Here is a 26,810-nt window from a genome sequence, read left to right as displayed (position 1 = left end):
ATCATGGTTCAATATCTGAAATCCCGTATCCAGAAAATTCGTTATATCACCAGCGTCTTGTCAATTGCGTTGATGGTGATTTCTCTGGCAGCACTTGCTGTCAGAGGCTTGAACATGGGGCTGGACTTTACCGGTGGTATGGTGACAGAAGCGATGGTCAGCCGCTCGGTGACAAACCATCAGCTGCTGGATGTCCTGAAACCAGCGCTGGGTGAGTCCACCTCCGTGACTAAATTCGGTGAAGAAGGGCGTTGGGTCATTCGTTATCCTTTGGCCAATCAGGAGCCTGGACAAGGTTCGGAAAAGGGTCAGACGCCGCCAGCAATCGATCACCTGCTCCAGCAGGTGTCCGGTCAGGTGGAGATCATCAGTAACAGTATGGTGGGTTCTCAGGTTGGTCAGGATCTGACTGAACAGGGTGGCTTAGCGTTGCTGGTGTGCATGCTGTGTATCCTGGGTTATCTCTGTTTTCGCTTTGAATGGCGCCTTGCCAGCGGCGCACTGCTGGCGCTGATCCACGATGTTGTGCTGGTGCTGGGCTTCTTTGCGCTGACTCAGATGGAGTTTAACCTGACGGTCTTTGCCGCAGTGCTGGCGATTCTCGGATATTCTCTGAATGATTCCATCATTATTGCAGACCGGATTCGTGAGCTCCTGGTGGCGAAACAGAAAACACCGACGGCAGATATCAACGATCAGGCCGTGATTGCAACGTTTTCGCGCACGATGGTGACCTCAGGGACCACGCTGATCACCGTTGCGGCATTGTGGTTCATGGGCGGTGCTCCATTGGAAGGTTTTGCGACTGCCATGTTTATCGGCATTATTTCCGGCACCTGGTCGTCCGTTTCAATTGGGACGGTTTTGCCGGAGTGGTTAAAACTGGAACCCAAACATTACCTGCCGGTTGAGGTCGATTTGGCGCCTTAACGATTCATCATTGAGAAAAGCCAGCGAAAGCTGGCTTTTTTGATTGGGTTGACACGGTTGAATGGCTCCGGAGGCGTTTCCGGCAGCATTGCCTTTGGCGATGACTGAATATGTCGCGCCAGCTGGCACAGATATTCAGGCACGACTATCTTTGATTTGCGACATTCACCAGAAACCGGAGGATCTATGGAAAACCCGTTTAAACACCAGGGCGCATTCAGCTGGGCTGAACTCGTGGTCGATGATGCTCAGAAGGCCATTGAATACTACACAAAAGTGATTGGCTGGAAGATAGAATCCGTTCCGATGCCCGGAGCGGAGGAAGGACGGCTGTATCACATTATTAAGGCGGGTGATGATCCGGTTGGCGGAATCATGGAGCGTACGGCAGAGTGCCAGGATGCTCAGATCGGCTGGTGGAGTTATATCACGGTCGATGATGTGGATGCCTGTCTGGCAAAAGCGGAGGCAGCTGGTGGTAAAGCGATGTATCCGCCCATGGATGTGCCAAATGTTGGCCGAATGTGTGCCATCATGGATCCTTGCGGCGCTGTGGTGTCAGTGATTCAGTATGTGAATGATATGCAGTAATTGAGCAGGAAAATGGAACCTGTAGCAGTGGAATAATGCTATTAACTGACGATTGTTCAACTGCCATTCAACTTGAATGTGTAAGGCTGAACGTCTGAAACAGGTATCTTCCTGCTTTCTTACCTGATAATGAGGTGACAGATGAAAAATATCATTGCTGGCGTATTTGCACTGGTGATTGGCTTCTTTGCTCTGACTTTCGCGACAGTGATGGGCGTTTTTATGGCCTTGGTTGCTTTTATTGCTCAGCCATTCCTGAAGCGTAAATTGTCGAAACAGTATGCGACGTTTTATGCGGGCAAAACAAATGGCGCAACCAGCAAGGGACGTGTAATCGAAGGCGAATACGAGCCAGTCCAAAGCAATCGATAAATGATAGTGACTCTGTAAAACACAGAACGCCAGCCGATGAGCTGGCGTTTGTTTTTTAAGGGGAAAATTATTCGGTATGCAGGCAGTGAAAAAAGGCGTCAAGATGACCGTCTTCTAAATAGAAGCGATAACGTCTGCTGGCACTCTGTAATTCAAAATGCCCGTGATCTTCGGCAATCAACCGGATGAGCACATCGAAGGCTTGCCTGGGATTGCTTCCGCCCAGCCGCACCAAGTGCGAAATACTGTAACTTCGATTGGTATCAGCCACACTGATACTGCCGTAATAATTTTTCCAGTTGGCGGTAAAGACTTCGACAGGTTGCCCGGTGCGGTAATAGCTGAAGTTTTCAAATCCCTTCGGGTAAGAGATGTCGGCTTTTAAGGCGACATAGCGCCGGTTAAATCCCTGATCGGCAATCAAGGCAATCTGGAAGTCATTCTCGATGCGATTGGACTGGTTTTTAGCCAGATGGTAAAGATCCAGCCGACAGACCTGCGTGCCTAACATTGTGCGGCTGGTTGGCAAAAGTCCTGCAGCAGCCATGTGAATGGAACCGGACGCGATGAAAATGAAGTACAGCCAGATACGACACAACATTTCTTGAAACGCCTGCTTACGACGAGGCGGTTAAAGCCTCAATTCAACACATTGATCATTCTTTTCTCCTGTTAGCATAGCGACAGTTTGCATTCGCTTCTGCCCGGGGCAATGCTAAGTGCCTGATTGGATCATCTTTTCTGTATTCTGTCTCATCTCTGAGCTTAAGCCTGGTAAATTTTGGCTTTCACCATGTTGCGATACTGTGCGGGGCTGAGGCTGAACTGCTTCTGGAAACGCTTGCTGAAATGATGTGCATCCCGGTATCCGACCTGTTCTGCCACATCCTGAAGGGACAGGCCAAAGTCACGCAATAAGCTCTGTGCGGCTTCCATGCGGAGAGATTGCAGGTACTCATGGGGCGTCTGTCCTACCTGTGTTTTGAAACGCCGCTGGAAGGTTCTGAGCGGCAGTCCGCAATGCTCAGCGATGTCTTGGGCGGTGACCGGTTGCGCCAGGTTGCGTTTCAGCCAGTCCTGCGCGAGGGCAATGGATTCGTCGAACTGCACTTCGCCGCCAATTTGATAAAAGGGCTGCTGATCAGACTGGGAAATTTCATGGCCGAAGTGGGTTTCGACAGTTTTTGCAACCGACTGGCCAAAGTGTTCACGGATCAGGTACAAAATCAGCTCTGACTGCGAGTTAATACTGACCGTGCAATACAGACCGTTGGCGACTGTGATTGATGCCTGACGGTTCAGGGTGACAAGCGGATATCGTGCGGCAAACTGATCGTAGTAATACCAGTGGGTTGTCGCGACCTGATGATCCAGAAGTCCGGTTTCTGCCAGCCAGCAGACGCCGGTTCCGGTTGCGATGATTTTGGCGCCTTGCTTGTACTGTTGTGTCAGCCAGGGAATCAGCTCCGGACTTTGCCTGAGTACAGACAGCGGATTTCCCCAAATTGGAGGCAGAATGATGAAATCAAACTCGCCGGCACATGCTAAGGTCAAGTCGGGCTGGATACGTAGGCCTGATTTCAACTCAGGAGGGGACAGGCTCTTGGCGACAACTGAAATAGAAACAGGTTGTGATTTCTGGAGATGCCGGGGTCTTAATCCTGCCGCACTGGTGAGCATTTCGGCTGCAAGAGAAATCCCTGTGATCAGCGCGCGGGGGTAAAGCACAAACGCAATTTTCATATAGCGTATCGTTCCATTTGATGATGTGACTTGGGCTGTTTCTGCTGTACGGGAACTGAATCACCAGGATCCGGCTCCCTGATTTTGGTCTGACCCGGTCAGAATGGCGTATATGTCAGTAATTATGGCGTAATTGCCTGATGTAATACTAGTGTAACTTGGTAATCTGACAGTCAAGTTAGTTATCAAGTAAGAATCAACAATGAAATTACCTCTGATTGTCGGAATTGGCGGCATTAACGCCGCAGGTCGTAGTTCAGGTTTTCACAGTTATAAACGCATGCTGGCTGATATTCTGCCTGCAAGCGATATGCATTCGACCTGGCAGGATCTTGCTCATCGAATGGGATTAGCTGAAGGGGAAGTCACCGAATCCGTGATCGAAGCGATTCAAGCGGGCACCCTGATTCGTCGGATTGAAAGCTTCGACCCGGATCGTGTGTTACAGCAGTATAAAGCGGAGCTGTCTGCGGGCAGCGATCAAATTCGCTTCACGCTCCGTAAGTCAAAATTGCCGGAGCATATCCCTGAAAACTGGCAACTGGAGGAATCAGGCAGCAAAGTCCATGTGACCGTGACCGGTGAACTGGATGCATTGCTGGCTGACTACAAACCTTTTCCAGTGAGCAGCGGGGGTAATATTCCCCGCGGTTTCGAACCCGGGAAGCTGTACAACTCACGCTTTCACCCGCGCGGTCTTCAACTGACGGTGTACGGTGCCTCAGATGCCCTGAATTCTCTGGGTGTGGACTGGGATGAAGTGCTTAAGCATATCCGCCCTGATGAAATTTCAGTCTATGCGGGGAGTGGCCTGGCACAGATTGATGATCAGTCGCTGGCCGGAATGGTAGCTGCGCCGTTGACCGGTGGCCGGGTCAGTTCCAAGATGATGGCTTTGTCACTGGCAGAAATGCCGGCGGACTTCATCAATGGTTACGTCATTAACAGTGTCGGGACCACGGGAACCAATATGGGCGCCTGCGCCACCTTCCTGTATAACCTGCGCCAGGGATTGCTGGACATTCAGAGCGGACAGGCAAAAGTTGCGATTGTTGGGAATGCCGAAGCACCGGTAGTCTCTGAAATTATGGAAGGTTTCCGCGTGATGGGCGCGCTGGCTCAGGATGAAGAGCTGCGTGTTTTGGATAACAGCGACACTGTCGATAACCGCCGTGCCTGCCGTCCGTTCTCGGACAATGCTGGTTTTACGATGGCGGAATCGGCTCAGTTTGCCGTGCTGATGGATGAATCGCTGGCACTGGAGCTGGGTGTGAATATTTACGGGACTGCCGCTGATGTCTTTATTAATGCTGACGGTAATAAGAAGTCGATTTCGGCGCCGGGTGTCGGTAACTATGTGACCGTTGCCAAGGCTGCTGCACTGGCTCAGGCCATTCTTGGCCCGGACGGCGTGAAGAAAACCTTTGTCCAGGCGCATGGTACGGGCACACCGCAGAACCGCGTCACGGAAAGTCATATCCTGAACGAAGTTGCTAAAACTTTTGGGATTTCGAACTGGCCGGTGACTGCGATTAAATCGTATGTTGGACATTCCATGAGTGCGGCAGCAGGCGACCAGCTGATGGCTTCATTGGGTGTCTGGCAGTACGGCTGGATCCCGGGGATTAAGACCATTGATCACATTGCGGACGATGTCCACCAGTCGAACCTGAATATTCTGATGGATCATTACTTTGCTGGCACGGCTGGTGATGATATGCAGGGTGTGATTATTAACGCGAAGGGCTTTGGCGGAAATAATGCGTCAGCTCTGGTCTTGTCACCTCAGCAGACACTGTCGATGCTGGAGAAGAAATACGGTGAGGCCGCAATGGCGGAATATCTGAGCCGGAATGAAAAAGTCCGTGATATCATCGCAGAACGTGATTTGCAGGCATGCCGGGGTGAAGAAGAAATTCGCTATTCCTTTGGTGAGTCTGTCATGGATGAATCTTCTGTCAGCCTGACTCAGGAATCCATTCGTTTGTCAGCGTTTGGGGAAGCGATTGTTTTACCGACCGTGAACCCTTACGCAGATTATCAGTAAATCAGTCTGATATTGAATGAAGAACGGGCAGCTTCGGCTGCCCGTTTTTTTACGTTATTTATCTGACTTATTCTTCCCACTGAATCAGTTGCCCTTTCGGCCAATGACTGCCTGTCTCGTGGTATTTTTTCTCCAACAGGTGTCGTTTAATTTTCAGTGTTGGCGTCAGGATGCCGTTTTCAATGCTCCATGGTTCTTTGATCATCAGAACCCCTTTAATTTTCGCGTGGGATTCCAGCTCTTTGTTGATGGCTTCAATGGCGTGCGTCACCCTGCGGGCATAGCGTTCCCGGTCAAAGTGCGGATAGTCATGCGGTACTGCCAGCAGAATTGGTGCTGGCATGCCTGAGCCGACAATACACATCATTTCAATACCGCTCAGTTCAAACAGACGCTTTTCAATTGGGACAGGGCAGACGAACTTCCCTTTGGCTGTTTTAAAGTTATCTTTTTTACGGCCCTGGATGGTCAGGTAGCCTTCTTCATCCAGACTGCCCAGATCGCCAGTATGCAGCCAGCCTTCGTGATTGAAGCTTTCTTTGGTCGCGATGTCGTTTTTGTAGTAGCCGGAAAACAGCCCTTTACTGCGCACCAGAATTTCATCATCTTCGGCGATTTTGATTTCAACGCCCGGACCGGCGTTGCCGACGGTGCCTATTTTGTCGCTGCGGAAAGGCATGTTGAGGGTGCCGTAAGCGAAGTTTTCTGTCATCCCCCAGGCTTCGGTAATGTTCAGACCAATCTGTTCATACCAGCGCAGTAATGCAGGGGAGACCGGGGCAGACCCACAACCGAGCACCCGGGCTTCGTTCAGACCCAGTCCATCGGCCAGCTTGCGTTTGATCAGGCCGGAGACAAACGGAATTTTCAGCAGCAGGTTCAGCCGGGCCTGAGGCAGTTTATCCAGAATACGCTGCTGGAATAAGGTCCAGAGACGCGGTACGGAAATAAACAGCGTCGGGCGATGCATTTTGACATCTTCAATGAAGGTATCGAGTGATTCCGGGAAAGCCACCTGAACCCCGGCCATCATGGACGTCCCCAGGATGTAAACCCGTTCAGTAATGTGCGCCAGCGGCAGGTAGGAGAACAAGCGTTCGTTCTCAATAATACCGATATGTTCAATCAGGTTCTGGGCAGAAAAGGCAAAGCCACCGTAGGACAGCATTGCGCCTTTCGGTAAACCGGAGGTGCCGGATGTATAGACCAGCGACATCATATCGTCATCCTGATGGGACGGACGCTCTTCAAATGGTGTGTGCGCCTTGATCAGCGTATTCATCTCATGCTGGCACGCCGGGACATCCGGATAGGGGAAACTGACGGTTGTGATGTCTGGCAGTCGGCTGGTGACGGCATTGATGGCGTGGTTATTATCCAGTTTACCGATAAAGACCAGTTTGGATTCACTGTGCGTTAAACAATGCTCAATGGTTTCTTCCCCGGCGGTTGGGAAAATTGGCACACTGACATAACTGCCCAGCATTAAGGCCAGGTCGCAGATATACCATTCAGCACAGTTTTTAGAGATTAAACCGATTTTGTCACCAGGCTGAAGACCCATCGCCCGGAGGGCACTGACCAGGCGCAAGGCTTGATCGGCGACATCTGCATAAGTGAAATCGGAAAACTGACGATTGATGATCTGACGGAGGAAAATTTCATTCGGGCGTTCTTCAGCCCATTGCAATACACGTTCATGTGGCAGCGCCTGCATCTTGAGCGATTCCCTTGAAGAATTTGGCTGTAAAGGCAAAGTCATGGTTCCATTCCTTGGTTGTTATTATCTTGTTAAATTATTAAAAGCGGCTTTCTTAGAACCGTCAAGAGCTCACTGTAGTGATTTTGAGGTAAAAATCTCAGTCAGCGCTCAAAACATGAGCTTAACTTATTGATCTTTTGTGTTGATTGCGACGGGGACAACATTGAAACAGCCCTGACACAGGTCAGAGCTGTTCGGTGAAAATTGTTACAAGGATTTACTGCTGAACGGGTGTTACGGGTGCCTGATAAGCATTGGTGCCCCAGAGCGGAACCGTAGACAGGCTGTGTTTGTAGCTGCCTGACGTTTCTTTGGTTGAATAGGACAGATACATCAGAGTCTGGCTTTCCGGATCATAGATCCGTCTGATCTTCATGGTTTTGAAGAAAACACTCTTCGATTTCTTGAAAACCACGTCACCCGCTTTTGATTTATCGATAGCGGCGATCATTTCCGGAGTAATTTCGCCGGTCTGGCGGCAGGAAATGGAGGAGTCACTCGGATCTGAGAAATCCAGGTCGGCTTCAATGCTGGCAATGTGGCAGGTGACACCTGGGATTAAGGGATCACTGAGTACATTGAGTTTGATGTCCTTCGTGGTAAATACGCCAAGACTGACATCGCCGACTTCGTTGTCTGAACAGCCCGCCAGTAAAGATGCTCCCGCGAGCATCGCGGAAAAGAGCAGTGCGCGTTTCATTCAAGGTCTCCATGATGGGTAATAAGAACACCACAGCATAACCGGAAAATGTCACTTTTGCCTGACTGGCTATCAAAAATTTGTCTGAATGTTTCTTGAATAGCAAGCGCTTATCTTCGGGTGCCAGTGAGATTGGTCATGAACGTTTGCATCAGCGACCAGGAAATCACACCGCCCAGCACGACGCCTGTCAGGTTTGCAATCGCGTCTGAGACAGAACTTTCCCTTCCGGGCTGGACCATACTCTGAATCGTTTCCAGAAAACTGCCGTAAAGAACCAGCAGCAAGAGCATATAGCTGTATCGCCTCAGGTGTTTGCTGATCAGCAGTGCATAACCGGCAAAGAGGCCGTAACACATGGCATGCAGAATGAAATCCAGATGAGCGATCCCATAGCTTTTCAGGTCCGTCAGCGCGCCTTTTTCTGCCGGAGGCATCAGGGTCAGCCAGGTAATCAGGAATCCGTGTCCCCAAAAGAGGGCCAGTGCGAAAAACTGTAATTTCCGTATTTTTATCTCTTGATAGAGAAGATTCGTTTGGGTCCGTTGCACAGGTCTTCTTCCCGATTTAAGGCTGAGTTGCCAGCAGTTGGCTCAGATGGCGTACCGGCACAGCATAGGTTATGGCACTGGGATGAGTCAGTGCGTTTTCTTTGCTGTTTTGGACCAGTACTTTATTGATAATGGCGATTACCTCGCCATTATCCTGACTGTACACCGGACTGCCACTGTTGCCGGGATAGGCCGTCGCATCCAGCTGGTAGACAAAAAAACGGTTTTTCAGGTGCTTGAGCCGGGAGACTGACAGTTCTTTCGCCGTGCGGGCTGGAATGGCAATCGGAGTAATACTGGAAACCATGCCCCGGTGTGTCACCGGATAAAGTCCCAGAATTGCGCCGATGGGAAAACCGGTAAAGCTGTACATTTCGCCTTCCCTGACCTGACGGGCAGAGAGCCTGAGTGGCGGAAGCGGCGGGCCACTGATTCTGAGGAGGGCCAGGTCATGTTCTGTATCCCGTGCGACCAAATGCGCAGGGCGGATGTCTGGCGTATTTCCGGTCCCGACAAATACGACACATGCTGTATTTTTGTTCGCGGCGATTGTGGCAGGAACAACATGATTGTTGGTGGCAATCAGCGAGCCATCTCCGATTGCAAATCCGGTCCCGGTTAAACTGGCGCGCGGGGTGGCCAGTTTCTGATAAGTGCCCACACCGACGATCGAAGGCTTAATCTGACTGATGACCTCAGGCAATGCCGCCAGAGCGGGAAATGAGAATGTCAGCAAGAGATAAACTCCGAACATCCGGAAAAAGAATGAGCCGGTTGTTTTGACAGGAAAAACCATCGTTTTTCATCCTAATTTTCTGGTGGCACTTTGTTAACCCGCCCCGTGTCGCCGGGGCGGCAGGAGACTACAGGTTGATCTGCGCTTCCAATTTACGTTTGAGCTGCAGCAGTTCCGGATCGGTTGTGTTCACGCGGCTCAGCACATCTCTCGCGTTCCCTGCTTGATGATTGGCAAGCAGACTTTCGGCATAGTGCAATGCAACTTCCGGGTTGTTCTGCACTTGTCTGTAGGCTTTTTCGAGCATTGGCAAAGAGTTGGCGGCCTGACCGGATTTCAGCAAACAGTACCCGTACGTATCCTGAATCTGGGGGTGTCCCTTCGCCAGCTCATGGGCTTTGGATGCGTTGTCACAGGCTTGTTTGTAGTCTTTTTTGGACAGGTACAGCCAGGCCAGATTGTTCAGCGCCAGCACATTATTGGGATCTGTTTCCAGCAGCGTGCGGTACAGCTTCATAGCTTTATCCGGCTGATGTTTTGTCTGAAGCTGCGCCAGGGTCAACCGGAGTGGTGCTGCTTTTTCGCCATGTTCCCTGAGAACGGACTCAATAAAAGCCGCCGCTTTTTCTGACTCATGATTCATGGCATATGCCCCGGCAACGTCGTTTGCACTCTGGATGCCCGGGTAAGCTTCATAGCGTTTCAACTGCCATGCCGTGGCTTCCGGATACTGCTGGCGCTGGAGATAATTTAAGGCCTGTAAGTGCATGAAGTACTGCTGCTTTTTGACAGATTCAGGCATGTTGTCCAGAGTTTTCTGGCTGGCATCCAGTTCACCCAGCCTGAGTTGCAGTCCGGCTTTCATCAGGGAAAACAGCGGGGTCTGACTAAATTGCTCTTCCGCTTTTTCAGCGAGCGTCAGTCCTTCGATTATCTTATTGTTCATTTCTTTAATCTGGATATTCCGGAGATAAGCCTGCTGATTGAGAACATCCATTTCCAGCCATTTGCTGTAAGCGCTTTCGGCTTCCCGGTAGTGTTTCTGTGAGAAATAAACATCACCAAGTAATTGCCAGCTTTGAATCGTTTGCTGGTGGGGGGGCAGCTCCCTGATATAGGCGATGGCTTTCTCCGGTTGCTGTCGCAAGATGTAGCCACGGGCCAGATCCAGTTTCAGCGATGGATTATCCGGATGGACTTTCACCTGAGCCGCAACGATATCAAAGGCCTGCTGGATGTTACCGCTGAATTGAGCGTACCGGTAAAGTGAGCGGGTAGTCAGTGCGTGCCCCGGTTTGTTTTCATAGGCTTGACGCGCGAAATCAAAGGCTTTGTCAGTGTCACCGTCTAAGGCGGCGATCTGTGCCAGTCCGAGCTTTGCCTGAACATTGCCCGGATGTTGACTGAGTATTTTACGGTAGATGGTTTTTGCCTCAGCCGGTTTGTTTTCAATCAGCAGCACGAAGGCTTTCAGTATGTTGGCGGCATTGTCATCCGGGTCCCGGGCCAGCCATTCGTCTGCGACTTCATGTAACTGTTCGTACTTTCCCTGTTTCATGTAGTAGTAAGCCAGTCCCAGAGTAGCCTCAGGCATATCCGGATTGCTGTTCAGAATTTCTTGCAGAGTTTCAATGCCGGTGGCGTCATGACTCGCCAGCTGCAGCAGACCCAACCGAAGCTGATTGTCGGGTGAAGAAGCGGCCGACGCTTGTTCTGCCAGCGAAAGTGCAAAATCTTGGCGTCCGACTTTGGCAAATTCCAGACTCATACTGGAAATGAACTGACTGTCTTCCAGATTCGTGACATCAAAACCACGCATGGTTTGCATGGCACCTTCAATATTTCCGAGCTTCAGCTGGCTGGCAGCGTAAAGGCGTTTCACCATGTTGTTGTCGGTCATGACAGGCATGATTTTTTCCAGACGCTCACTGGCGAGCGCATAGTTCCCCTGATGATAGGCAACGACGCCAGAGATCAGATAAGTGGTGATGTTGCGTGAGCCATTTCGAATGGCCAGATCGGCATGCACCTTCGCTTCATCCTGCTCACCTCTGGCATAAAGAATGGTGGCTTTCAGTTCATTGGTGAGTGCGTGACCGCTGAAAGCAGCTAGTAAGGCATCGACGTACTTTTCGGCTTCATTGAGCTGTCTGGTTTTAACCAGAGCCTGAGCCAGAAACAGGGTGTATTGCAGGGCTTTGGGCGAACTCTGTACAGCTTGGCGATAACTGCTGGCAGCGGCCTGATCCTGATTTAATCTGGTTTCGAGATGACCTTTCAGTATCCATGCCTCACTGCTGTCCGGATAAGCCTGAACAATGGCTTCGACTTCTTTGAGTGCTTTTTCTGTATGGTCCCGGGAAGCCTCAAGACTGGCTTTGGCAAGACGGGTATAGAGCGTTGTCTGCCCTGTGCGCTGGGCCTGAAGGAAAGCATTCTGGGCACTCTCCTGGTCGTTATCCCGCAGCAAGGCCAGCGATTTCATTGCATAAAGGTCTGCGAGGACTTCGGGCTGATGACTCTGCGGCTGTTCCGCCAGATCGGCGATTTCTGCGGATTTCTTTTGTCCCAGATAAGCATGGGCCAGAAGCGGTTCCACTTCATCTTTGTTCTGGGTACCACGCAAGGCTTTATATAATTCTTTTTCGGCACCGGCAAAGTCACCTTGCCGCAAATACAGTTTACCCAGCATCAGGCGGGCCTGATCCGCATCCGGGTGTTCCTGGATAGCGTTTTTTAGCTCGATGATGGCAGCGCTTTCTTCATTTTGACTGAGATAAGTGTTCGCTTTAGCTATGTATTCTTCAATCGATTGTTCACCGCAGGCAGTGAGTGTTGCGGCGAGCAGTCCGGCAAGTGTCAGCGCATGCAGTGAAGTACGAGGTAACTTAGCCATAAGCATCCCTGTCGAATTTTTTGGGTGTGGACTTTTTTATGATAGTCATTCTTTTGACACCGGGCGGGATTGGCTGTGTAAAAAACAGACGGCTCAAAAATATCTCAGAAAAGTCAGAAGCTTTGGGTTTGCTATGATTGAGACAACTGAGCTCAGAGAATGTCGGAAAGCAGCGGATGGCCCGAAACAGTGATTTTTTCCAGTGTGAATGGGTAGTCAACCCGGATCAGAAATGGTTGAAAACACAATGGCTGGCATTGGAAGCCCGTGCAGAATCAAACTTTTTTCTGTCCTGGTTGTGGATTGGCACCTGGTTGGACTGTTTTGTGGACGACTTTTCTGTGGTGGTGGCACGCAATGAGGCGTGTGTCGTCGGGCTGGGCATTATTGTGATTCACGAAAACAAGATGACTTCGCTGTCTTTGGGTCGTCAGTTTTGTCTCCACCGGACGGGCGACCGTTTGCTGGATCAAATCTGGATTGAATATAACGATTTCCTGCTCGATCGAACCGTTGCTGATCTGGTGCGTCCGCTGATGACGGCTTGTGTCATGAACAACATGAAAGGGGCTGACACCTTTGTCGTCGGTGTCACTCAGGACAAGGATTTTTTAAGCTGCGCAGTGATGGGAACAGACACATTTGAGCACGGGACAGACACCCTGATGGTACTGGCAGACGGCACTGTGGTTCTGCCGGAAAAGGAAGTGGGGTGGGAGTCTCAGGCTTTCCAGCTGTATTTTGCGCCTCTTCAGAAGCAGCACCAAACGTTGGACAGCTATCTGTCTCGCAGCGCCCGGTATCAGATCAAACGCAGCATGAAAATTTATCAGGCTGCAGGAGGGCTGAAAGTTATCACGGCCAGTTCAGTTGCGCAGGGACTCGTACTGTTTGAGCATGCTGCTGGCTATCACCTGAAGCGCTGGGGCAATCGGCCCGGGCAGAGTGGTTTTGCTAATCCGCATTTTCTCCGGTTTCATCAGGAGCTGATTCGCCGCGGTCTGCCTTCAGGCACTGTCGCCATTCATCATATTTATGCCGGTGAAAGGGATCTGGGTGTGGTGTACAACTTTCATCATGGCAACTGGGTCCTGTTTTATCTGAGCGCGCTGAACTATGACTTGAGCAGTTCAGCTGAGGACAGACACCTGAAGCCGGGTTTGGTGGCACATTATCTGTTAATTCAGATGGCCATGGAACAAGGATTCGACGGATATGACTTCATGGGCGGTGTGTCCCGCTATAAGCAGACGTTTGCCAATCAGACCGTCGGGTTTGCGGTATATCATTACCGGTTTCCGCACCTCCTGTACCGGATGAAAAAAGTTATTCGCGGTCTGAAGCGCCGGGTCTGGTCACAAAACAATTCTCGCTGCTCTTGAATGCTCCGGCAAAGCTGTCCTGTGGCCTCACAAGGTTGCCGCAAAAGTCCGAAACTGTCTGTTGTGCTGTGATCGGGTAAGTGGTTGCCTGAGACATTAATTCTGTTTGCCTGACCTGATCTTTAGGGGAGAAATTGCCGATCGCCGGTGATTTGTACCAGTCATCGAGCTTTTGTTTTTCGGTCAGAAAATCAATGGAAAAGAGCAGGTTATGTGATGCAGCGGCTTTGCCCTGATCGCGTTCGCGAATGTGTCCGCCAACGATATTATTCAGCAGTCTGGCGCTGGATTCCGGGAAACGCACATCGATGCCGGAAGTGTGATAGAAAATATTGTTGTTCACAAGAGCATCACTGACTTTATTGATGTACAGACCGACATCGTTGCAATGCATTACAATATTATTTCTGACGGTGTGGTTCAGTCCTTCGAAGGCAGCCTGGTCCCGGCGGTTTTCCTGTCCCATGCCGCCGCCGCCCAATGACAGCCCGACCTGATATCCGCCATATTGACGGCTGCTGGTATTACAGATGACCAGATTGTTTTCGATAATTCCGTTTCTGTTGCCCCCCTTCATGAAAGCACCATAGCTGACCTGGTTGCCGCCGGTTTTTATAAAATCACGAATGATGTTCCGCTCGATCACCCACTGATTGCCATGGTCCAGATTGATGGGTGTGACCGGGTTTGATGTATCCCTTGGCTGAGTGTTGTAGAAATGATTGCGGCGAATGATACCGTTATCCGGAAAGGCCTGCCGGAAACGGTTCACTTTAATGGCCGCATTAAAATCGATAAACGTATTGTTTTCGATGAGGCTGTAATCTGCGTCGCCGACGATGTGCAGTGCATGTTCACAGTCAGAAGGGACGGGGCAGGCGCCTTTGAATGTCAGCCCGGAGATTGTCCAGTAGGGCTGGTTGAGCACAATGCCTTCCAGGCCATTCAGCACCAGAACTACATGTCCGGGTTCTTCCGCGCGAACGATGATGGGTCTGGATGCAGAAGGCCTGACCTGGCTGATGTCCAGTCGTTTTTCCTGAAGCGCATACCGGCCTTTTTTCAGGACGATTTCCTGTCCCGGAAGCACCTGTTTCAGAGCGTTCTTGAAACTTTCCGCGTCGGATACCCAAAGGGTACCCAGTGGTGCCGCAGGTGTGGCTTGAGTATGCCCGTCTGGCCCGATGGTGGGCCAGTACCGGGTATCAAACTCGCGCCAAAAATAGGATGGACTGGATAAACTGCTCGCGACACCGGCGATGGCCTGATGTACCGGCTGCAGTTCGGGGCGAAGTTGCTTCAATTGATTGGCCGAATGGCGGAGTGTTGCAGGCAGAGTTTCATTTTGTGTGACCCAGTGTCTGACGAGATAGACCATCCCGCTGATCACGACAAGATGGGCCAGGATGCCGATGATGGCGAAGTAGGTTTTCAGTCCGTTGCGAAACATCCGCATCCTCCGGAATCACAATGAAATACGCTGGCTGGCACAGTACAGACGGCAAAAAAATCGCACTGCTTATTCGGCTGAGTATAGGTAAGAAATCACACATCTGGCGAAAGACCCGTTGTGAGGACGCTCTGTGATTGAGGCAGCAAGTTATGCGAACGCGTTGATTCAACGTGCACTGATATTTTGAACCCAGCGAATTTGGGACAGGATGTATTGCTCCCGGTACCGCATGAAAATTTTATGCTGCAGCATGACAAAATTGATGGACCGAAACAGGAGATTTTTTTGTGATCGCTTTGGTTGCTCAGCAGTTCTTGTGCCATCTTTAAGAAGCAATAATTCACCGTACTTCGTGTGCCAATATCCGGAATATGGAATCTTTCCACGCCGGAACCGTTCTGAAACTGAGAGGGAACCAGGGGGGAAGAGATGGTCGCTAAACTGCTGGTCGTGATTCATGCAGAAGAAGAATTTGACTGGGAACAGGGGTTCAACAGTGCGAATAATGCTGTCAACCATCATCAGGTTCTGATTCCCTTTATGGCTGAGTTAATTGATGTCGGCGCCAAAATTACCCTGGCGATGGATTATCCTTTTGTCGATAGTCCTGGCGGGCAGGAAGTGATTTCCCATTACCAGCCACGGGTTGATCAGCAAGTGGAATTCGCTGCCCACCTTCATCCCTGGGTGAATCCGCCCTTTGTCTCGACTCAGGAAGAGGCATCCGATTTTGAATCTTATCCTTGCAATCTTTCCCCGGAAATTGAATTTGAAAAAATCCGCCTGCTGACAGAGAAAATTCAGTCTGTGTCCGGGATGACGCCAGTGACCTATCTGGCAGGACGATATGGTATCGGCCCTTTGACCAATCAGCATTTACGTTCGCTTGGTTATCAGGTCGATCTCAGCATCAGTGCTTATTGTGACTTTAGTCATCAGAGTGGTCCGGATTTCAGTGAACGAACCAATCAGCCTTTCGTTGAAAATGCCATCCGTCATATTCCTCACACCAGTTCATGGCTGTCGGTGTCCAGGCGGCTTGAAATGAAAGTCAATCAGTTTCCGTCATGGAGTAAGCGGTTGAATCACACGGGGCTCACCCGTTTCATCGGTAAAGCGCTCCGACTGAGAAAATACCGGCTGTCTCCGGAAGGTAATGATCTATCTCAGCTTTTAGCGATCACTCAGGCTCAGCTAAATATCGGTCAGGAAGTGTTTGTGCTGTCATTTCACTCCCCCAGTGTGGTTGAGGGGAGAACACCTTATGCACAGACAGCTGAGGACTGTCTGAATCTGAAAACGACGACGCGTCGTTATATTGAATGGTTTCAGCAAGAGCTTGGCGGAGAGATTGTACTGGCGAAAGATATGGCGATGACAGAAGCCTAAAGGCGGTCGATATGGCTGATAAGTATTCTCAGGCAATCTTTTCAGGTGCGAAGTGGACCTTGCTGATGATCTGGTACAACCGTTGTATCGGGCTGATCAGCACGCTGGTACTTGTCCGATTGCTGTCTCCTGAGGATTATGGCGTTGCGGGTTTCGCCATGTTTTTCGTCTATTTTTTTATTGCGCTGTCTACTGTCGGTACAAAGCAGTATGTGCTGATGGAAAACACGGAAGATGAAGAAAAACTGAACAGCATCTGGTCGCTTAATCTGCTTTTCCGTCTGGTGAGTGCAGTCATCCTCTGGTTTTCAGCTGACTATATTGCTTCATATGCCAACGAGCCTAAATTGGCGTTGGTCGTGAAAGTTGTCAGTGTGATCCCGCTGCTCCGTGCCTTTCATAATGTGGGCATGGATGTGTTTGAAAAAAACTTCAATTTTAAAATGGAAACCGTGATGCTGATGGTTGCGAAAACCCTCGGTACGGTTTGTACCATCCTGCTTGCGTTCATCGTCGGCAATTACTGGGCGCTGGTGGCCGGTGTGATGCTGATGGCTGTCATGGAAGTGAGCTCCAGCTATATGCTTTGCCCGTTCCGGCCACGTTGGAGCACCCGGTACTGGAAAGAGCAGTGGTATGTGTCTAAGTGGTTGTATCTGGTGTCAGTGTCCGGATATCTGCGTTCCCGGATGGATATGCTGGTGTTGGGGAATCTGCTCAGCAGCCGTGATATCGGTTTTTACAATATGGCGCAGGAGTTTTCCTGGCTGCCATATACCGATTTCCTGTCGCCGATGAACCGGGGAGCATTCTCCGTCTTTGCTAAATTTAAAGACAATGAACAGCTCTTCAAAGAACGGCTTTACTCTCAGCTGGCGTTGCTGATGCTGCTGGTGATGCCGGTTTCTTTCGGTATGTGTGCTATCAGTGAAGATTTCGTTCATGTCATTCTGGGCCAGAAGTGGTTGGCTGTGATTCCCGTGATGCAGCATCTTTCTTTTCTGATGATCGTTATGACACTGTACATGGTGGTGCAAACAGTGCTGATTTTAAAATCAAAGATGCCTTCACTCTTTCTGTGGGATTGTGTTGCGATTGTTCTGGTGATCGTCGGCTTTTATGGTCTTGGATATGACGACCCGGCAAGTTTATCCATGGTGCGGCTGATTGTGGGCTGCATTTTTCTTGTGTGTGTGGCGATCATTTTCCTGGCTGTGATTCGTCTGAAAGCCAGTCGTTTTCTGCCAATTGTTATCCTGCCGCTGCTTGTATCCGTTTTGATGTATTTCTGCGTCAGTCTGGTGTCGGCGCAAATTGAGAGTCATGTGATGGGACTGATCGTGAGTGTGGCAACCGGTGTGGCAGTGTATACGATAGCGATGATTCTGATATTGCCATTGTCAGTCCGATGGATACCAGAATACCGGAGCATTCAGGTGCAGCTGGGCCGGATGTTCCGTATTCCGCTGACCAGCAGCAACTGAAAATGTCTTTCCGGATGACATCCTGAAACCAGACGTTTTTGTTTTCAGTCGGGTTTACATTGATAAATTAATCATCTTCAAAATTTTGTGGGCCAGTCAATCCGGTTCTATAGTGAGAAGAGTGAATCCGGCAGCAAATTATCAATTTAAAATGACATAAAACTCTGTATTGAAATGGCTTTTTTTTCAGGGTTGGCATGATGGAGGGAGTGATGGAGTCGATTCTTTTCACGTTGGGACTGTTTTTACTGGTTTATCTTTGTGTTCGTTCAGTGAAACAAGACAAAAAAGTGATGCCGAAACAACAAGCAAAACCACATCATCGCAAATAAGCACCGGAGGCTGAGTCATGAGGGATCTTGTATTTTTAAGTGTTTTCATGATCTTAGCCTGTTTATCCTTACGAAGGCCTTATATGGCTGTTTCGCTCTGGTTGTGGTCGGGGCTTTTTGTACCCTCTTACTGGGTTTACAGTTTTGCCAAACCCATCAGCTACAATACCGCCTTTGCGCTCATCACTTTTCTGACTTACCTGTTTTCACGTCGCAAGCCAGTGATTTTAATGGATGGGGTCGTCGTGTTTACCTGTTTGTTCTGGATTCTGACCGGACTGACAACTTACAACACGATCATTATTCCAGAGCTGGTGTGGCTGGAGTGGGAAAAATTTTCGAAAGTGTTTCTGATGTTCATGATGATCGCTTTAATCATCAGGCAGCGGCATGAATTTGAAATGCTTCTCTGGGGTCTCATTATGTCGGTGGGATTTATGGGAGCGATTGAAGGGCTGAAGTTTATTGCCAGCATGGGCGGGCATAAAATACAGGGCCCGACAGGACATTTGCTGACGGATAATAACCACTTTGCGACCGCGCTGTGTATGATCATTCCGCTCATTGTGTACCAGCTCAAGTCGGTAGAAGAGAAGTGGATTCGAGCCGGTCTCGTCGGTGTGCTGGGGCTTTGCATTCTGGCGATTCTTGGCACCTATTCCCGGGGCGGTTTTCTGGCGCTGGCGATTATCGGCTGTTATTTCTGGATCAAGAGTAAAAGGAAAGCCCTGACTTTGCTCGCAGTCGGCGTTGTGGCTTGCCTGTCTGTCCTGATATTACCGCAACAGTGGTATGACCGAATGGAAACGATTGAAACAGCGGCCACAAATGACACGTCATTCATTAATCGTGTAAATTCCTGGAAAGTTCATACCCTGATGGCGATGGATCGTCCGTTTTTGGGGGGTGGGTTTAAAGCGGCTTATTTTCCGACGGTCTGGGAACGATTGTCGGTGGATGTTGATAAAGTCAACTTTATTGAAACACCACCTCCGGGAGAACAATCCAGAGCCGCACACAGTATCTATTTTCAGGTTCTGGGGGATCATGGGTTTGTGGGGCTGGCGCTGTTTTTGCTGATTATCTTGCTGTCATTCCTGAAAATGCGCTGGGTGATAGTGACGCTCAGTCAGCCACCTTGGAATGAACAATACCGGTGGCAGGTTGATCTGGCCAGAATGATGCAGGTTTCACTCTTGGCATTTTGTGTTGCGGGTGCAGCGTTGTCGCTGGCATACCTTGAGCTCTTCTGGGCGCTGGCTGCTGCTATGGCCGGATTAAGTATGCAGGTGAAAGTGATGGTGTTGCGGGACTATTCGCGCCGGAATACAGCGGAAGTGCAGGGGTATTCTTCCAGAGCTTGAATGAGACAGGCGTTTTCTCTTTCAACAAACGCCTGCCTGAATCAAGGTCTCTGGGAATAATACCGGTGAATGTCCCGGTTCGTTTCTCTGGTGTCTGTCCCGTTTTCGATAACCGATTTGATAACTGGTTCAGGGTGTTTTTTCTTGCTCCAGCAACTGATGAAAAATAGAAATAATCCGTTCGCCGTTGTGTTGCCAGGTCAGTTTACGTTGGTCGATTGTTTTGGCTGCCTGATTACTCAGGGATCGGCGAAGTGGTGTATCGGATATCAGGCGTTCGATACAGGTCAGCATCTCGTTTAATTTCCCTTCCTGAAACAACAGTGCATTTTCACCGTCAGTCAGCAGTTCTCTGATATTGTCGCTGTTCGGTGCGACAATCGCTTTACCACAGGCCAGATACTCGATCAGTTTTAACGGTGAACACCAGGGGGTGACGGCAGGCTGAATGGCAATATCAATCTGTGCCAGCCAGTCTGGCATGGTGTCCCGGGAAGCCAGACCGACGATGTGGATTTGTTGCTCAGCTTGCAGTGCCTTTGCTTGTTGTCGGAGATCATTCAGCACCGGGCCATCCCCGACGATCAGAAGCTTGATGGGCAGCTCATCCGGATGCCGGTGCCGATTTGCCTGAGCGATCAACGCGAGAACATGGTCCAGTTGATGCCATTCACGGCAGAAACCAACAAACCCGACAACCAGATGTCCGGCAAAGTCCGGATGTTTTGGGTTTGTACTGGGGTGGAACAAGATTGTATCCACGCCATTTGGGATGACCGTGATCCGCTCATCCGGAACGCCTGCGCGACGGACATCCCCGGCAAGGACATGAGTCACTGGCAGTGTGTGGTCGGCATTACGCCAGGTAAAGACTTCAGACCAGCGGGCGAGCCAGGTGAAGGAGAGTCCGCCATACTGGCAGCGCTCTTTGAACAGAGGGGCATTAATTTCCAGAATCAGCGGAAGGTGAAACACTTTCCCGGCAATGACACCGGATGGCAGGAACAGGTTATAACGTTCGTAAATTGCATCGGGCCGGTGTTTCAGGATGGCCCGGCACAGTCTGAAAAAATCGTATGCACTGTAGCCCAATTCCAGTAATTCACAGAGAACACGCGGCAAATTGCGGCGTAACTGGCTGACCCAGCCGCCATCTGCGCCGAAACTCGCTTGTTCCGAAACTGCGGGGGCGACAAGAATGATCTCATGGCCTTGTTGTGCGAATGCATCCAGAATGGCTTCAATATGGACAAACTGCCCATCTTTAGAAGCAACCCGATGATGGTACAGAATTTTCATGAGGTCTCCCTGATGAGCCGATTGAACAACTGATACTGACCTTCAGATGTCGCTGACCAGTCGAACTGTTCAGCGTAATGCCGGGTTGCTGCACGGGGAAAAGGGTTGTCCAGGATGTGCTGAATGCCTTCAGCAATTGCCGCAGCATTGCGTTCGACCAGCGTACCTGCGCGGGGCTGGCGAACCACTTCAGGCGTTCCCCAGATATTGGTTGCGACCACTGGTGTGCCGCAGGCCATGGATTCGAGCAAGACGTTTGCCCAGCCTTCCCGATCTGAGGCGAGCGTCAGGACGCTCGCCGCACCATAATACCCAGAAAGCTCTTTCTGACTGAGCCGCCCCAGAAAACGCACCCTGTTGGCTACTCCGTATTGCTTTGCAAGGGCTGTCAGGGCTTTTTTCTGGGGGCCGTTGCCGGCTATCAGCAGTAAAGCCTCCGGAAGCTGACGAAGCGCTTCAATGACCAGATGGTGGCCTTTCCGCTCGACGAGTAAGCCCACAGAAATCACAATCGGGATATTGAGTGGCAGACCCAGTGCTTTTCTGAGTAATTGCTGCTGATATTCATCACTGAAGCTGAAGAGATCGAGATCAACGCCGTTTCGCAGGGTGCTGACTCTGTCTGGTTCAGCACCCAGTTCAATCATGGCGGTCCGGAGCGCATCACAGACGGCCAGATTATGATGACTGGCCGTCATCACCTCCTGAATGCGTTTGCGTGCACTGGGGAAGGTCGGGAGCAGATTGATGTCTGTTCCTCTCGCGGTCACCGTGAAAGGTTTGTTGAATTCTCTCGCAGCCTCGGTAATGGCGACACCGTCCGGAAAATAGTAATGGCCGTCAATGAGATCAAACTGAAATCCTTGCCGCATCATGCTGCGAATCTGCCTTTTGAGCGTATACCCGAGCGTCACAGGTGTCAGATTCATCCCTATTTTAGGGATAACAAGATACCTCGGATGATATACCTGAATTCCGTAACGGATTTCAGTCAAAGGGACAGACGCAAATTCGCTGTATTGGCCAAACATCGGATGTGCGAAAGGAAACCAGGGGACAGGTGCGATGACGGTCAGCCTGATGTCCGGATAATGCTTTTTCAGTTGCCGGAGCCGGGTTTCAACGAAGATGCCGTGCCTGGGATTGACAGCGTTCGGATACAGGGTGGAGATGGTCAGGATTCTCATGACGTTTGCCTCCCCAAAAACTGGGCAAACATCAATAGGCTCCAGAGTGCCACCCCATGGTCCCGGCGGTTGCTGGTATGCTCTGCGATCATTTTTTTCAGTTGTTCAGGGGCAAAATAACCGCTGTCCAGCATCACAGGCGAGAGGATCTGCTCCTGGAGTAAGGGCCGTAACTGATGACGGAACCAGTGGCATAGCGGCATGCTGAACCCCATTTTCGGACGATAGAGAATGTCTTCAGGGAGCCAGGGTTCCAGCGCTTTTTTGAAGCTGTACTTGCCTTCCTGCTTGCGGATATTGTCCCGGCCGGGAATGCGGAATGCCCATTCGAGCAGCTGATGATCGAGTAAAGGGGACCGCACTTCTAACGAGTTCGCCATACTGGCGCGGTCGACTTTGGTTAAAATACCGCCCGGCAGCCAGGTTTTAAAATCCAGATATTGGATCTGTTTGAGCGGGTCGTCGCTTGGCGCATTGAGGGCATGCTGGTGGAGGATGTGGTTGCCGGTGTAACCATTCAGGCTGTGCCGGTAAGCCGGGCTGAATAAAGCCTGTCTGTCCTGATACCGAAGCTTCGACATGGTATTCGCATAAGCATCCACTGTATCCAGCGCCAGAGACTGAAAGGTCGTTTTTGCCCGGAAACGCTGTGGCGCCCAGTCCGCTTTGGGGTACATGTGACCGAGAAAGCCAAATACGGGTTGTCGGATAGGGGAAGGGAGCATGTCTCTGACTTTCTGTTCTGCCAGATGAAACCGGTATCGGCGATAACCGGCAAATACTTCATCCCCGCCATCGCCGGACAGTGCGACAGTGACTCGCTGCCGGGCTAACTGACATACCAAAAATGTCGGGAGTGCGGAATCATCAGCAAATGGCTCATCATAAAGCCGGCCGATAATTTCGATCAGGCTGACATCATCTGCACTGACCTGTTGCTCAAAATGTGTCGTCTGGTATTGATCGGCAATCATCCGGGCGTAGCGTGTTTCATCAAATCTGGCCTGATCAAATCCGATCGCACAGGTGTTGACCGGCTCAGACTGCAGCCCGGACATCATGGCGACCACGGCACTGGAATCAACACCGCCGGACAGAAATGCCCCCAGAGGAACATCGGCGATCATGCGGATCCTGACGGCTTCTTGCAATTGCTCGATGAGCGCTTCCTGTGTTTCATGCCAGCTCAGTGCTGATGCAGGCGCCGCCAAATCCCAATACTGGAAGGGGGAGATCTGACTGCCGGGCTGCAGGGTCAGGGCATGTCCGGCCGGGAGCTTGAAAATGTTGCGATAAGCCGTGAAAGGGTCAGGAATGTAGCCGTACATGAAGTATTCTTCAGCCATTTCATTGCGCAGCGAGCAATCCACATCCGGGTGGGAGACCAGTACTTTCATCTCTGAAGCAAAGATCAGCTGCCCTTTCCGGGTCACGGTGTAGAACAAGGGTTTTTTTCCCAGGCGATCCCGGGCAAGAAACAGGGTGTGGGTATTTTTATCCCACAAGGCAAAAGCAAACATCCCGCGAAAACGCTTCAGGCAGTCTGTTCCCCATTGTTCCCACGCATGCACAATCACTTCCGTGTCGCTCAGGGTGCGAAACTGGTGTCCGAGATTTTTCAGTTCACTGGCTAATGTACTGAAGTTATAAATTTCACCATTGAAAACAACTGCGACCGTGTGGTCTTCATTAAACAGCGGCTGGTGCCCGCCTGACAGATCAATAATGGACAGACGACGGTGTGCCAGACCTACCCATTCATCGGTGTAATATCCCTCGTCATCCGGACCACGATGGCGCTGGAGCCGGTTAATGTGCTGCAGCAGCCTTGAATCAATCTGATCCGCCCGCTGCAGATTCATAATCCCTGCGATACCGCACATACAATTCCCCTTTAAACCGCCATTGCTGCTGATAATTCTGTTTTGTTATTGGGTTTCTGCCGCGGGCACATCCTTGTCCTGTTCGGCAATTTGCCGGATTTCAGTGTCATTCAGTTCTGAACTGGCAATAGCGATGACATTTGAAAATCCTTGCTGTCCGGCTAATCGATAGGATGCTTTGACCAGTTTGATGGTCAGTGGGTTGCTGCTGCAAAAATCGTTGACGCAATACCAATATAGAACACGCATAGTGCTGCCACTGGCATTTGTCACCGTCATGGTTCTGGCTTTGACGCCTGAGGCTAAGTGGACAGGCTGACTGGTTTTGACTGACCAGGTTTCTTTGCTGAAGAGTTGATTCAGGCTGCTGATCAGCTCGCCATCCTGTTGCCAGATGTTGTAACGCGCCGTAAAAATTTCAGCTCTTCCCCCGGCAGTTGCCTGACGTTGATACATTTGGGCATGAGGAAATTCTATGCCCCATACCGACAGCGTTACCTTTTGATTGGGATTGAAGTCTGTGTTTGCCGACGCTTCGGGCGACAGATGCTGAGTCAGTTGCTGATTCCAGATAGCTGTGATGCTGAAGAGAAGGGTAATGATGCTGATAACCCCCCATTTTTTCACGGGTGAAATCTGGTTTTTTCGTGGCAAGGGAAGTGTCGATGGACGCTCGGCATCTGAAAACAAACTGGCCGTGAAAAATATCACCATGATGATCAGGCTGAAGAAAACCCAGCCATAAATCAGGTGATCGGCCCCTGCAGCGTATTTCATGTCACTTAAGTAGCCAATCAGGACAATGCCGTAGGCGCGAATACCGTTAGCGAGAATCGGGAAGACGAAAGAGAAGGCTACAAACAGAATTCGTTTGTAGGTTTTCGTAAACTGCAGATACGCAAATAATGTACCCAGTGCGACGCTGGACATCAGGAAACGTATTCCTGAACAGGCCTCTGCCACATAAAACCGGCCGTTGGGAATGGTGATGTACAATCCTTCCCGGTAAACCGGAATATGGCTGAGATTGAGCAGCCACACGGAAAGATCGGCTGTGATGATCTGAAGGCGGGGAATCAGACTTTCGCCGAAAGGTACGGCGAAAAACAGAAAGAGTAACGGAAACCAGAGCCGGCGAGCAATGGCGGTGCCCAATATCGCCCAAAGCAGTAGCTGGAGGCTGAGGACTGTTGCCACATGCTCAAAAAGCCCGAAACCTGCGGCGCGACCTGTCAGCCACAGGATGCTGGGAATGATTAACAAAACGGCTGCGATCCAGCTGACGGTCAGCGGGGTCCGACGAATGGTTTCTCTTTCCCGCCATACCAGCCACAGGCTGATGGGTAAAATCAGAAAACAATGCTCATAAGTTTTCGAATTCATCCAGACCGACATCATATGGCTGATTGAAGGCCAGTACAGCCAAAGCCATGCTGTCAGTGGTAATGCCAGGCGAAACCAGATTCGGTTAACCATGCTGAGCTTCCAGATAGGTGAGCAGTGGCGCTAGCCTGGCGTCCCAGCTGAAGTGGTTTTCGATCCAATTTCTGGATGCAGTAGCAGCCTTGACGGGCTCCTTTAACCGTTGGCAGACCCAGTCAGCCATCGCTCTGGCATCATCGGCAACATACAGGGCCTGTTCCGGATAGTGACGCGGATGATTGCACGGATACTCTTCCAGCCCTTCAAGACCCAATGACGTTGTGAGGACCGGTTTTTCCATCGCCATGGCTTCTAAAATTTTGTTTTGGATGCCCCGGGCAATCTGCATAGGGGCGACGGCGGCTTTGGCGTGAAAGAGGTAGGGACGCACATCTTCGACGCGCCCGGTCACGATAATACCGGGTAATCGGGACAGTGCTTTCACCTGTGAGGTCGGGGAAGAACCGACAATATAGAATTTGCTGTCCGGGTGGTGCTGAAGCACGGTTGGCCAGACCTGACGGGCAAACCAGCTGACGGCATCGACATTGGCCCAGTAGTCCATCGCACCGGTAAACACAATGTAGTTGTCATGGGACAGCGGGTGCATTGTATGGCGAGAGAAATCTGCGTCCGGTGAGAAATACTGACTGTCGATACCATTTTCAAGTGTTTTGATTTTCGGGTGACAGGCCGGTGGGACCAGAGCCGTGAACGCATTTTTCTCTGTTTCGGTGACAAAGCAACTGAAATCAAACTTGTCGCAGACTTGCTGTTCAAAGCGTGCCAGCGTCCGGTATTCCCGCTGAAAGACATAACTCGCCAGCCCGGTTTTTTTCTCGGCGTACTGGCGCCATTTTTCAGAATCGAGGTCGACGAAGTGCATCACTTTATGCAAGGCAGATGGGGTATCCATCAGGTATTGCGCCATACTGCTGGAAAACACCATGGCTTTGTCAATTTGCTTGCGTTTCAGGCAGGATTTCACCCAGGCTGACATGGCCGGATGGTGATAATAAGGCAGCGTCATGGGATGACGGCCCAGCAGGGCAGTCAGGGCTTTGATGCGGGCAACAGAGGGATGCAAGCGGACAAAGAAAGCCTCGTGGCACAGCGCTTTGACTTTATCCTGGTATTGCAGATCGTAAGGGTCATCCACAAAGCATCCCAGACAGACCTCATAGTGCTGATTGAGGTATTTCAGCAGATGATAGCTGGCAATTTTATCCCCTTTATTGGGCGGATACGGGATTCGGTGACACAGATACAGGATGAAAGGTTTCATGT

At 50.6% G+C, this 26,810-nt stretch carries 21 protein-coding genes; 8 read left to right on the top strand and 13 right to left on the bottom strand.

The genetic code is table 11. The features are described from left to right. Positions 1–3: 3 nt before the first annotated feature. From secF to ACYP03_RS04385, 3 genes are all read left to right on the top strand, one after another. Positions 4–930 (top strand): protein translocase subunit SecF, encoded by a 927-nt coding sequence (gene secF, locus ACYP03_RS04395; RefSeq protein WP_459778642.1) that lies wholly within the window; start codon positions 4–6, stop codon positions 928–930. 186 nt (positions 931–1,116) lie between these two features. Further along, on the top strand, positions 1,117–1,521 hold the full coding sequence (locus ACYP03_RS04390) for a VOC family protein (protein ID WP_248142567.1): 405 nt from the start codon (positions 1,117–1,119) through the stop codon (positions 1,519–1,521). A 141-nt stretch (positions 1,522–1,662) separates the two neighbouring features. Next, positions 1,663–1,893, top strand: coding sequence for a hypothetical protein (locus ACYP03_RS04385; RefSeq protein ID WP_248142566.1), 231 nt, complete (start codon positions 1,663–1,665; stop codon positions 1,891–1,893). A gap of 67 nt (positions 1,894–1,960) precedes the next feature. On the opposite strand, the gene ACYP03_RS04380 is transcribed toward ACYP03_RS04385, so the two are convergent. Together ACYP03_RS04380 and ACYP03_RS04375 are read right to left on the bottom strand one after the other, a co-directional pair. Beyond that, positions 1,961–2,494, bottom strand: a complete 534-nt coding sequence (locus tag ACYP03_RS04380; RefSeq protein WP_248142565.1) for a hypothetical protein — start codon at positions 2,492–2,494, stop codon at positions 1,961–1,963. A 164-nt stretch (positions 2,495–2,658) separates the two neighbouring features. After that, positions 2,659–3,636, bottom strand: a complete 978-nt coding sequence (locus tag ACYP03_RS04375) for a GlxA family transcriptional regulator (protein ID WP_248142564.1) — start codon at positions 3,634–3,636, stop codon at positions 2,659–2,661. 202 nt (positions 3,637–3,838) lie between these two features. On the opposite strand from ACYP03_RS04375, the gene ACYP03_RS04370 reads away from it, so the two are divergent. Next, positions 3,839–5,683, top strand: coding sequence for a beta-ketoacyl synthase (locus ACYP03_RS04370; RefSeq protein WP_459778640.1), 1,845 nt, complete (start codon positions 3,839–3,841; stop codon positions 5,681–5,683). 67 nt (positions 5,684–5,750) lie between these two features. On the opposite strand, the gene ACYP03_RS04365 is transcribed toward ACYP03_RS04370, so the two are convergent. The 5 genes from ACYP03_RS04365 to prsT all read right to left on the bottom strand — a co-directional run bounded on the left by ACYP03_RS04365 (position 5,751) and on the right by prsT (position 12,328). Further along, on the bottom strand, positions 5,751–7,400 hold the full coding sequence (locus ACYP03_RS04365) for an AMP-binding protein (protein WP_459778819.1): 1,650 nt from the start codon (positions 7,398–7,400) through the stop codon (positions 5,751–5,753). Positions 7,401–7,662: 262 nt separating this feature from the next. Further along, entirely contained in the window at positions 7,663–8,145 is a 483-nt protein-coding gene (locus tag ACYP03_RS04360) for a CreA family protein (RefSeq protein ID WP_459778637.1), read from the bottom strand. A 110-nt stretch (positions 8,146–8,255) separates the two neighbouring features. Then, positions 8,256–8,696, bottom strand: coding sequence for a VanZ family protein (locus ACYP03_RS04355; RefSeq protein WP_248142561.1), 441 nt, complete (start codon positions 8,694–8,696; stop codon positions 8,256–8,258). 16 nt (positions 8,697–8,712) lie between these two features. Continuing rightward, positions 8,713–9,492, bottom strand: coding sequence for a S1 family peptidase (locus tag ACYP03_RS04350; RefSeq protein ID WP_459778634.1), 780 nt, complete (start codon positions 9,490–9,492; stop codon positions 8,713–8,715). Between the two features lie 67 nt (positions 9,493–9,559). Beyond that, complete coding sequence (gene prsT / locus ACYP03_RS04345; protein WP_459778632.1) at positions 9,560–12,328, bottom strand: XrtA/PEP-CTERM system TPR-repeat protein PrsT; 2,769 nt, start codon at positions 12,326–12,328, stop codon at positions 9,560–9,562. Between the two features lie 176 nt (positions 12,329–12,504). Here prsT and ACYP03_RS04340 point away from each other — a divergent pair, with 176 nt between their 5' ends. Continuing rightward, positions 12,505–13,710 carry a GNAT family N-acetyltransferase gene (locus ACYP03_RS04340; RefSeq protein WP_459778630.1) on the top strand — a complete coding sequence of 402 codons (1,206 nt, stop codon included), beginning with the start codon at positions 12,505–12,507 and terminating at the stop codon, positions 13,708–13,710. Here the strand turns inward: ACYP03_RS04340 and ACYP03_RS04335 are convergent. Then, positions 13,655–15,160, bottom strand: coding sequence for a chondroitinase-B domain-containing protein (locus ACYP03_RS04335; protein WP_459778628.1), 1,506 nt, complete (start codon positions 15,158–15,160; stop codon positions 13,655–13,657). The genes ACYP03_RS04340 and ACYP03_RS04335 overlap by 56 nt on opposite strands. A gap of 432 nt (positions 15,161–15,592) precedes the next feature. Between ACYP03_RS04335 and ACYP03_RS04330 the strand changes: the two genes are divergently transcribed. The 3 genes from ACYP03_RS04330 (at position 15,593) to ACYP03_RS04320 (ending at position 19,732) form a co-directional block, all read left to right on the top strand. Then, entirely contained in the window at positions 15,593–16,552 is a 960-nt protein-coding gene (locus ACYP03_RS04330; protein WP_248142556.1) for a polysaccharide deacetylase family protein, read from the top strand. An 11-nt stretch (positions 16,553–16,563) separates the two neighbouring features. Further along, positions 16,564–18,036 (top strand): oligosaccharide flippase family protein, encoded by a 1,473-nt coding sequence (locus ACYP03_RS04325; RefSeq protein ID WP_248142555.1) that lies wholly within the window; start codon positions 16,564–16,566, stop codon positions 18,034–18,036. 349 nt (positions 18,037–18,385) lie between these two features. Beyond that, complete coding sequence (locus ACYP03_RS04320) at positions 18,386–19,732, top strand: putative O-glycosylation ligase, exosortase A system-associated (protein ID WP_459778626.1); 1,347 nt, start codon at positions 18,386–18,388, stop codon at positions 19,730–19,732. A gap of 129 nt (positions 19,733–19,861) precedes the next feature. On the opposite strand, the gene ACYP03_RS04315 is transcribed toward ACYP03_RS04320, so the two are convergent. The 5 genes from ACYP03_RS04315 to ACYP03_RS04295 are packed head-to-tail and all read right to left on the bottom strand — an operon-like array spanning position 19,862 to position 26,808. Further along, complete coding sequence (locus ACYP03_RS04315; protein ID WP_248142554.1) at positions 19,862–21,031, bottom strand: glycosyltransferase family 4 protein; 1,170 nt, start codon at positions 21,029–21,031, stop codon at positions 19,862–19,864. Continuing rightward, positions 21,028–22,218 carry a glycosyltransferase family 4 protein gene (locus tag ACYP03_RS04310; RefSeq protein WP_248142553.1) on the bottom strand — a complete coding sequence of 397 codons (1,191 nt, stop codon included), beginning with the start codon at positions 22,216–22,218 and terminating at the stop codon, positions 21,028–21,030. The genes ACYP03_RS04315 and ACYP03_RS04310 overlap by 4 nt, the downstream gene beginning before the upstream one ends. Beyond that, the gene (locus tag ACYP03_RS04305; RefSeq protein WP_459778624.1) at positions 22,215–24,101 is read right to left on the bottom strand and encodes an XrtA/PEP-CTERM system amidotransferase; all 1,887 of its coding nucleotides are present in this window, start codon (positions 24,099–24,101) and stop codon (positions 22,215–22,217) included. Before ACYP03_RS04305 ends, ACYP03_RS04310 begins: the two co-directional genes overlap by 4 nt. Positions 24,102–24,146: 45 nt before the next feature. After that, complete coding sequence (gene xrtA / locus ACYP03_RS04300) at positions 24,147–25,577, bottom strand: exosortase A (protein ID WP_459778621.1); 1,431 nt, start codon at positions 25,575–25,577, stop codon at positions 24,147–24,149. Beyond that, positions 25,570–26,808, bottom strand: a complete 1,239-nt coding sequence (locus tag ACYP03_RS04295; RefSeq protein WP_459778620.1) for a TIGR03087 family PEP-CTERM/XrtA system glycosyltransferase — start codon at positions 26,806–26,808, stop codon at positions 25,570–25,572. The genes xrtA and ACYP03_RS04295 overlap by 8 nt, the downstream gene beginning before the upstream one ends. Positions 26,809–26,810 lie beyond the last annotated feature (2 nt).

This window comes from Photobacterium sp. R1 (genome assembly GCF_054600795.1).
This window is presented reverse-complemented; position numbering and strand designations above follow the sequence as displayed.

Excerpts from the sequence above, each read along its gene's own strand:
- secF (WP_459778642.1), top strand. The coding sequence starts at position 4 with ATGGTTCAATATCTGAAATCCCGTATCCAGAAAATTCGTTATATCACC.
- ACYP03_RS04390 (WP_248142567.1), top strand. The coding sequence starts at position 1,117 with ATGGAAAACCCGTTTAAACACCAGGGCGCATTCAGCTGGGCTGAACTC.
- ACYP03_RS04385 (WP_248142566.1), top strand. The coding sequence starts at position 1,663 with ATGAAAAATATCATTGCTGGCGTATTTGCACTGGTGATTGGCTTCTTT.
- ACYP03_RS04380 (WP_248142565.1), bottom strand. The coding sequence starts at position 2,494 with ATGTTGTGTCGTATCTGGCTGTACTTCATTTTCATCGCGTCCGGTTCC.
- ACYP03_RS04375 (WP_248142564.1), bottom strand. The coding sequence starts at position 3,636 with ATGAAAATTGCGTTTGTGCTTTACCCCCGCGCGCTGATCACAGGGATT.
- ACYP03_RS04370 (WP_459778640.1), top strand. The coding sequence starts at position 3,839 with ATGAAATTACCTCTGATTGTCGGAATTGGCGGCATTAACGCCGCAGGT.
- ACYP03_RS04365 (WP_459778819.1), bottom strand. The coding sequence starts at position 7,400 with ATGCAGGCGCTGCCACATGAACGTGTATTGCAATGGGCTGAAGAACGC.
- ACYP03_RS04360 (WP_459778637.1), bottom strand. The coding sequence starts at position 8,145 with ATGAAACGCGCACTGCTCTTTTCCGCGATGCTCGCGGGAGCATCTTTA.
- ACYP03_RS04350 (WP_459778634.1), bottom strand. The coding sequence starts at position 9,492 with ATGGTTTTTCCTGTCAAAACAACCGGCTCATTCTTTTTCCGGATGTTC.
- prsT (WP_459778632.1), bottom strand. The coding sequence starts at position 12,328 with ATGGCTAAGTTACCTCGTACTTCACTGCATGCGCTGACACTTGCCGGA.
- ACYP03_RS04340 (WP_459778630.1), top strand. The coding sequence starts at position 12,505 with ATGGCCCGAAACAGTGATTTTTTCCAGTGTGAATGGGTAGTCAACCCG.
- ACYP03_RS04335 (WP_459778628.1), bottom strand. The coding sequence starts at position 15,160 with ATGTTTCGCAACGGACTGAAAACCTACTTCGCCATCATCGGCATCCTG.
- ACYP03_RS04330 (WP_248142556.1), top strand. The coding sequence starts at position 15,593 with ATGGTCGCTAAACTGCTGGTCGTGATTCATGCAGAAGAAGAATTTGAC.
- ACYP03_RS04325 (WP_248142555.1), top strand. The coding sequence starts at position 16,564 with ATGGCTGATAAGTATTCTCAGGCAATCTTTTCAGGTGCGAAGTGGACC.
- ACYP03_RS04320 (WP_459778626.1), top strand. The coding sequence starts at position 18,386 with ATGAGGGATCTTGTATTTTTAAGTGTTTTCATGATCTTAGCCTGTTTA.
- ACYP03_RS04315 (WP_248142554.1), bottom strand. The coding sequence starts at position 21,031 with ATGAAAATTCTGTACCATCATCGGGTTGCTTCTAAAGATGGGCAGTTT.
- ACYP03_RS04310 (WP_248142553.1), bottom strand. The coding sequence starts at position 22,218 with ATGAGAATCCTGACCATCTCCACCCTGTATCCGAACGCTGTCAATCCC.
- ACYP03_RS04305 (WP_459778624.1), bottom strand. The coding sequence starts at position 24,101 with ATGTGCGGTATCGCAGGGATTATGAATCTGCAGCGGGCGGATCAGATT.
- xrtA (WP_459778621.1), bottom strand. The coding sequence starts at position 25,577 with ATGGTTAACCGAATCTGGTTTCGCCTGGCATTACCACTGACAGCATGG.
- ACYP03_RS04295 (WP_459778620.1), bottom strand. The coding sequence starts at position 26,808 with ATGAAACCTTTCATCCTGTATCTGTGTCACCGAATCCCGTATCCGCCC.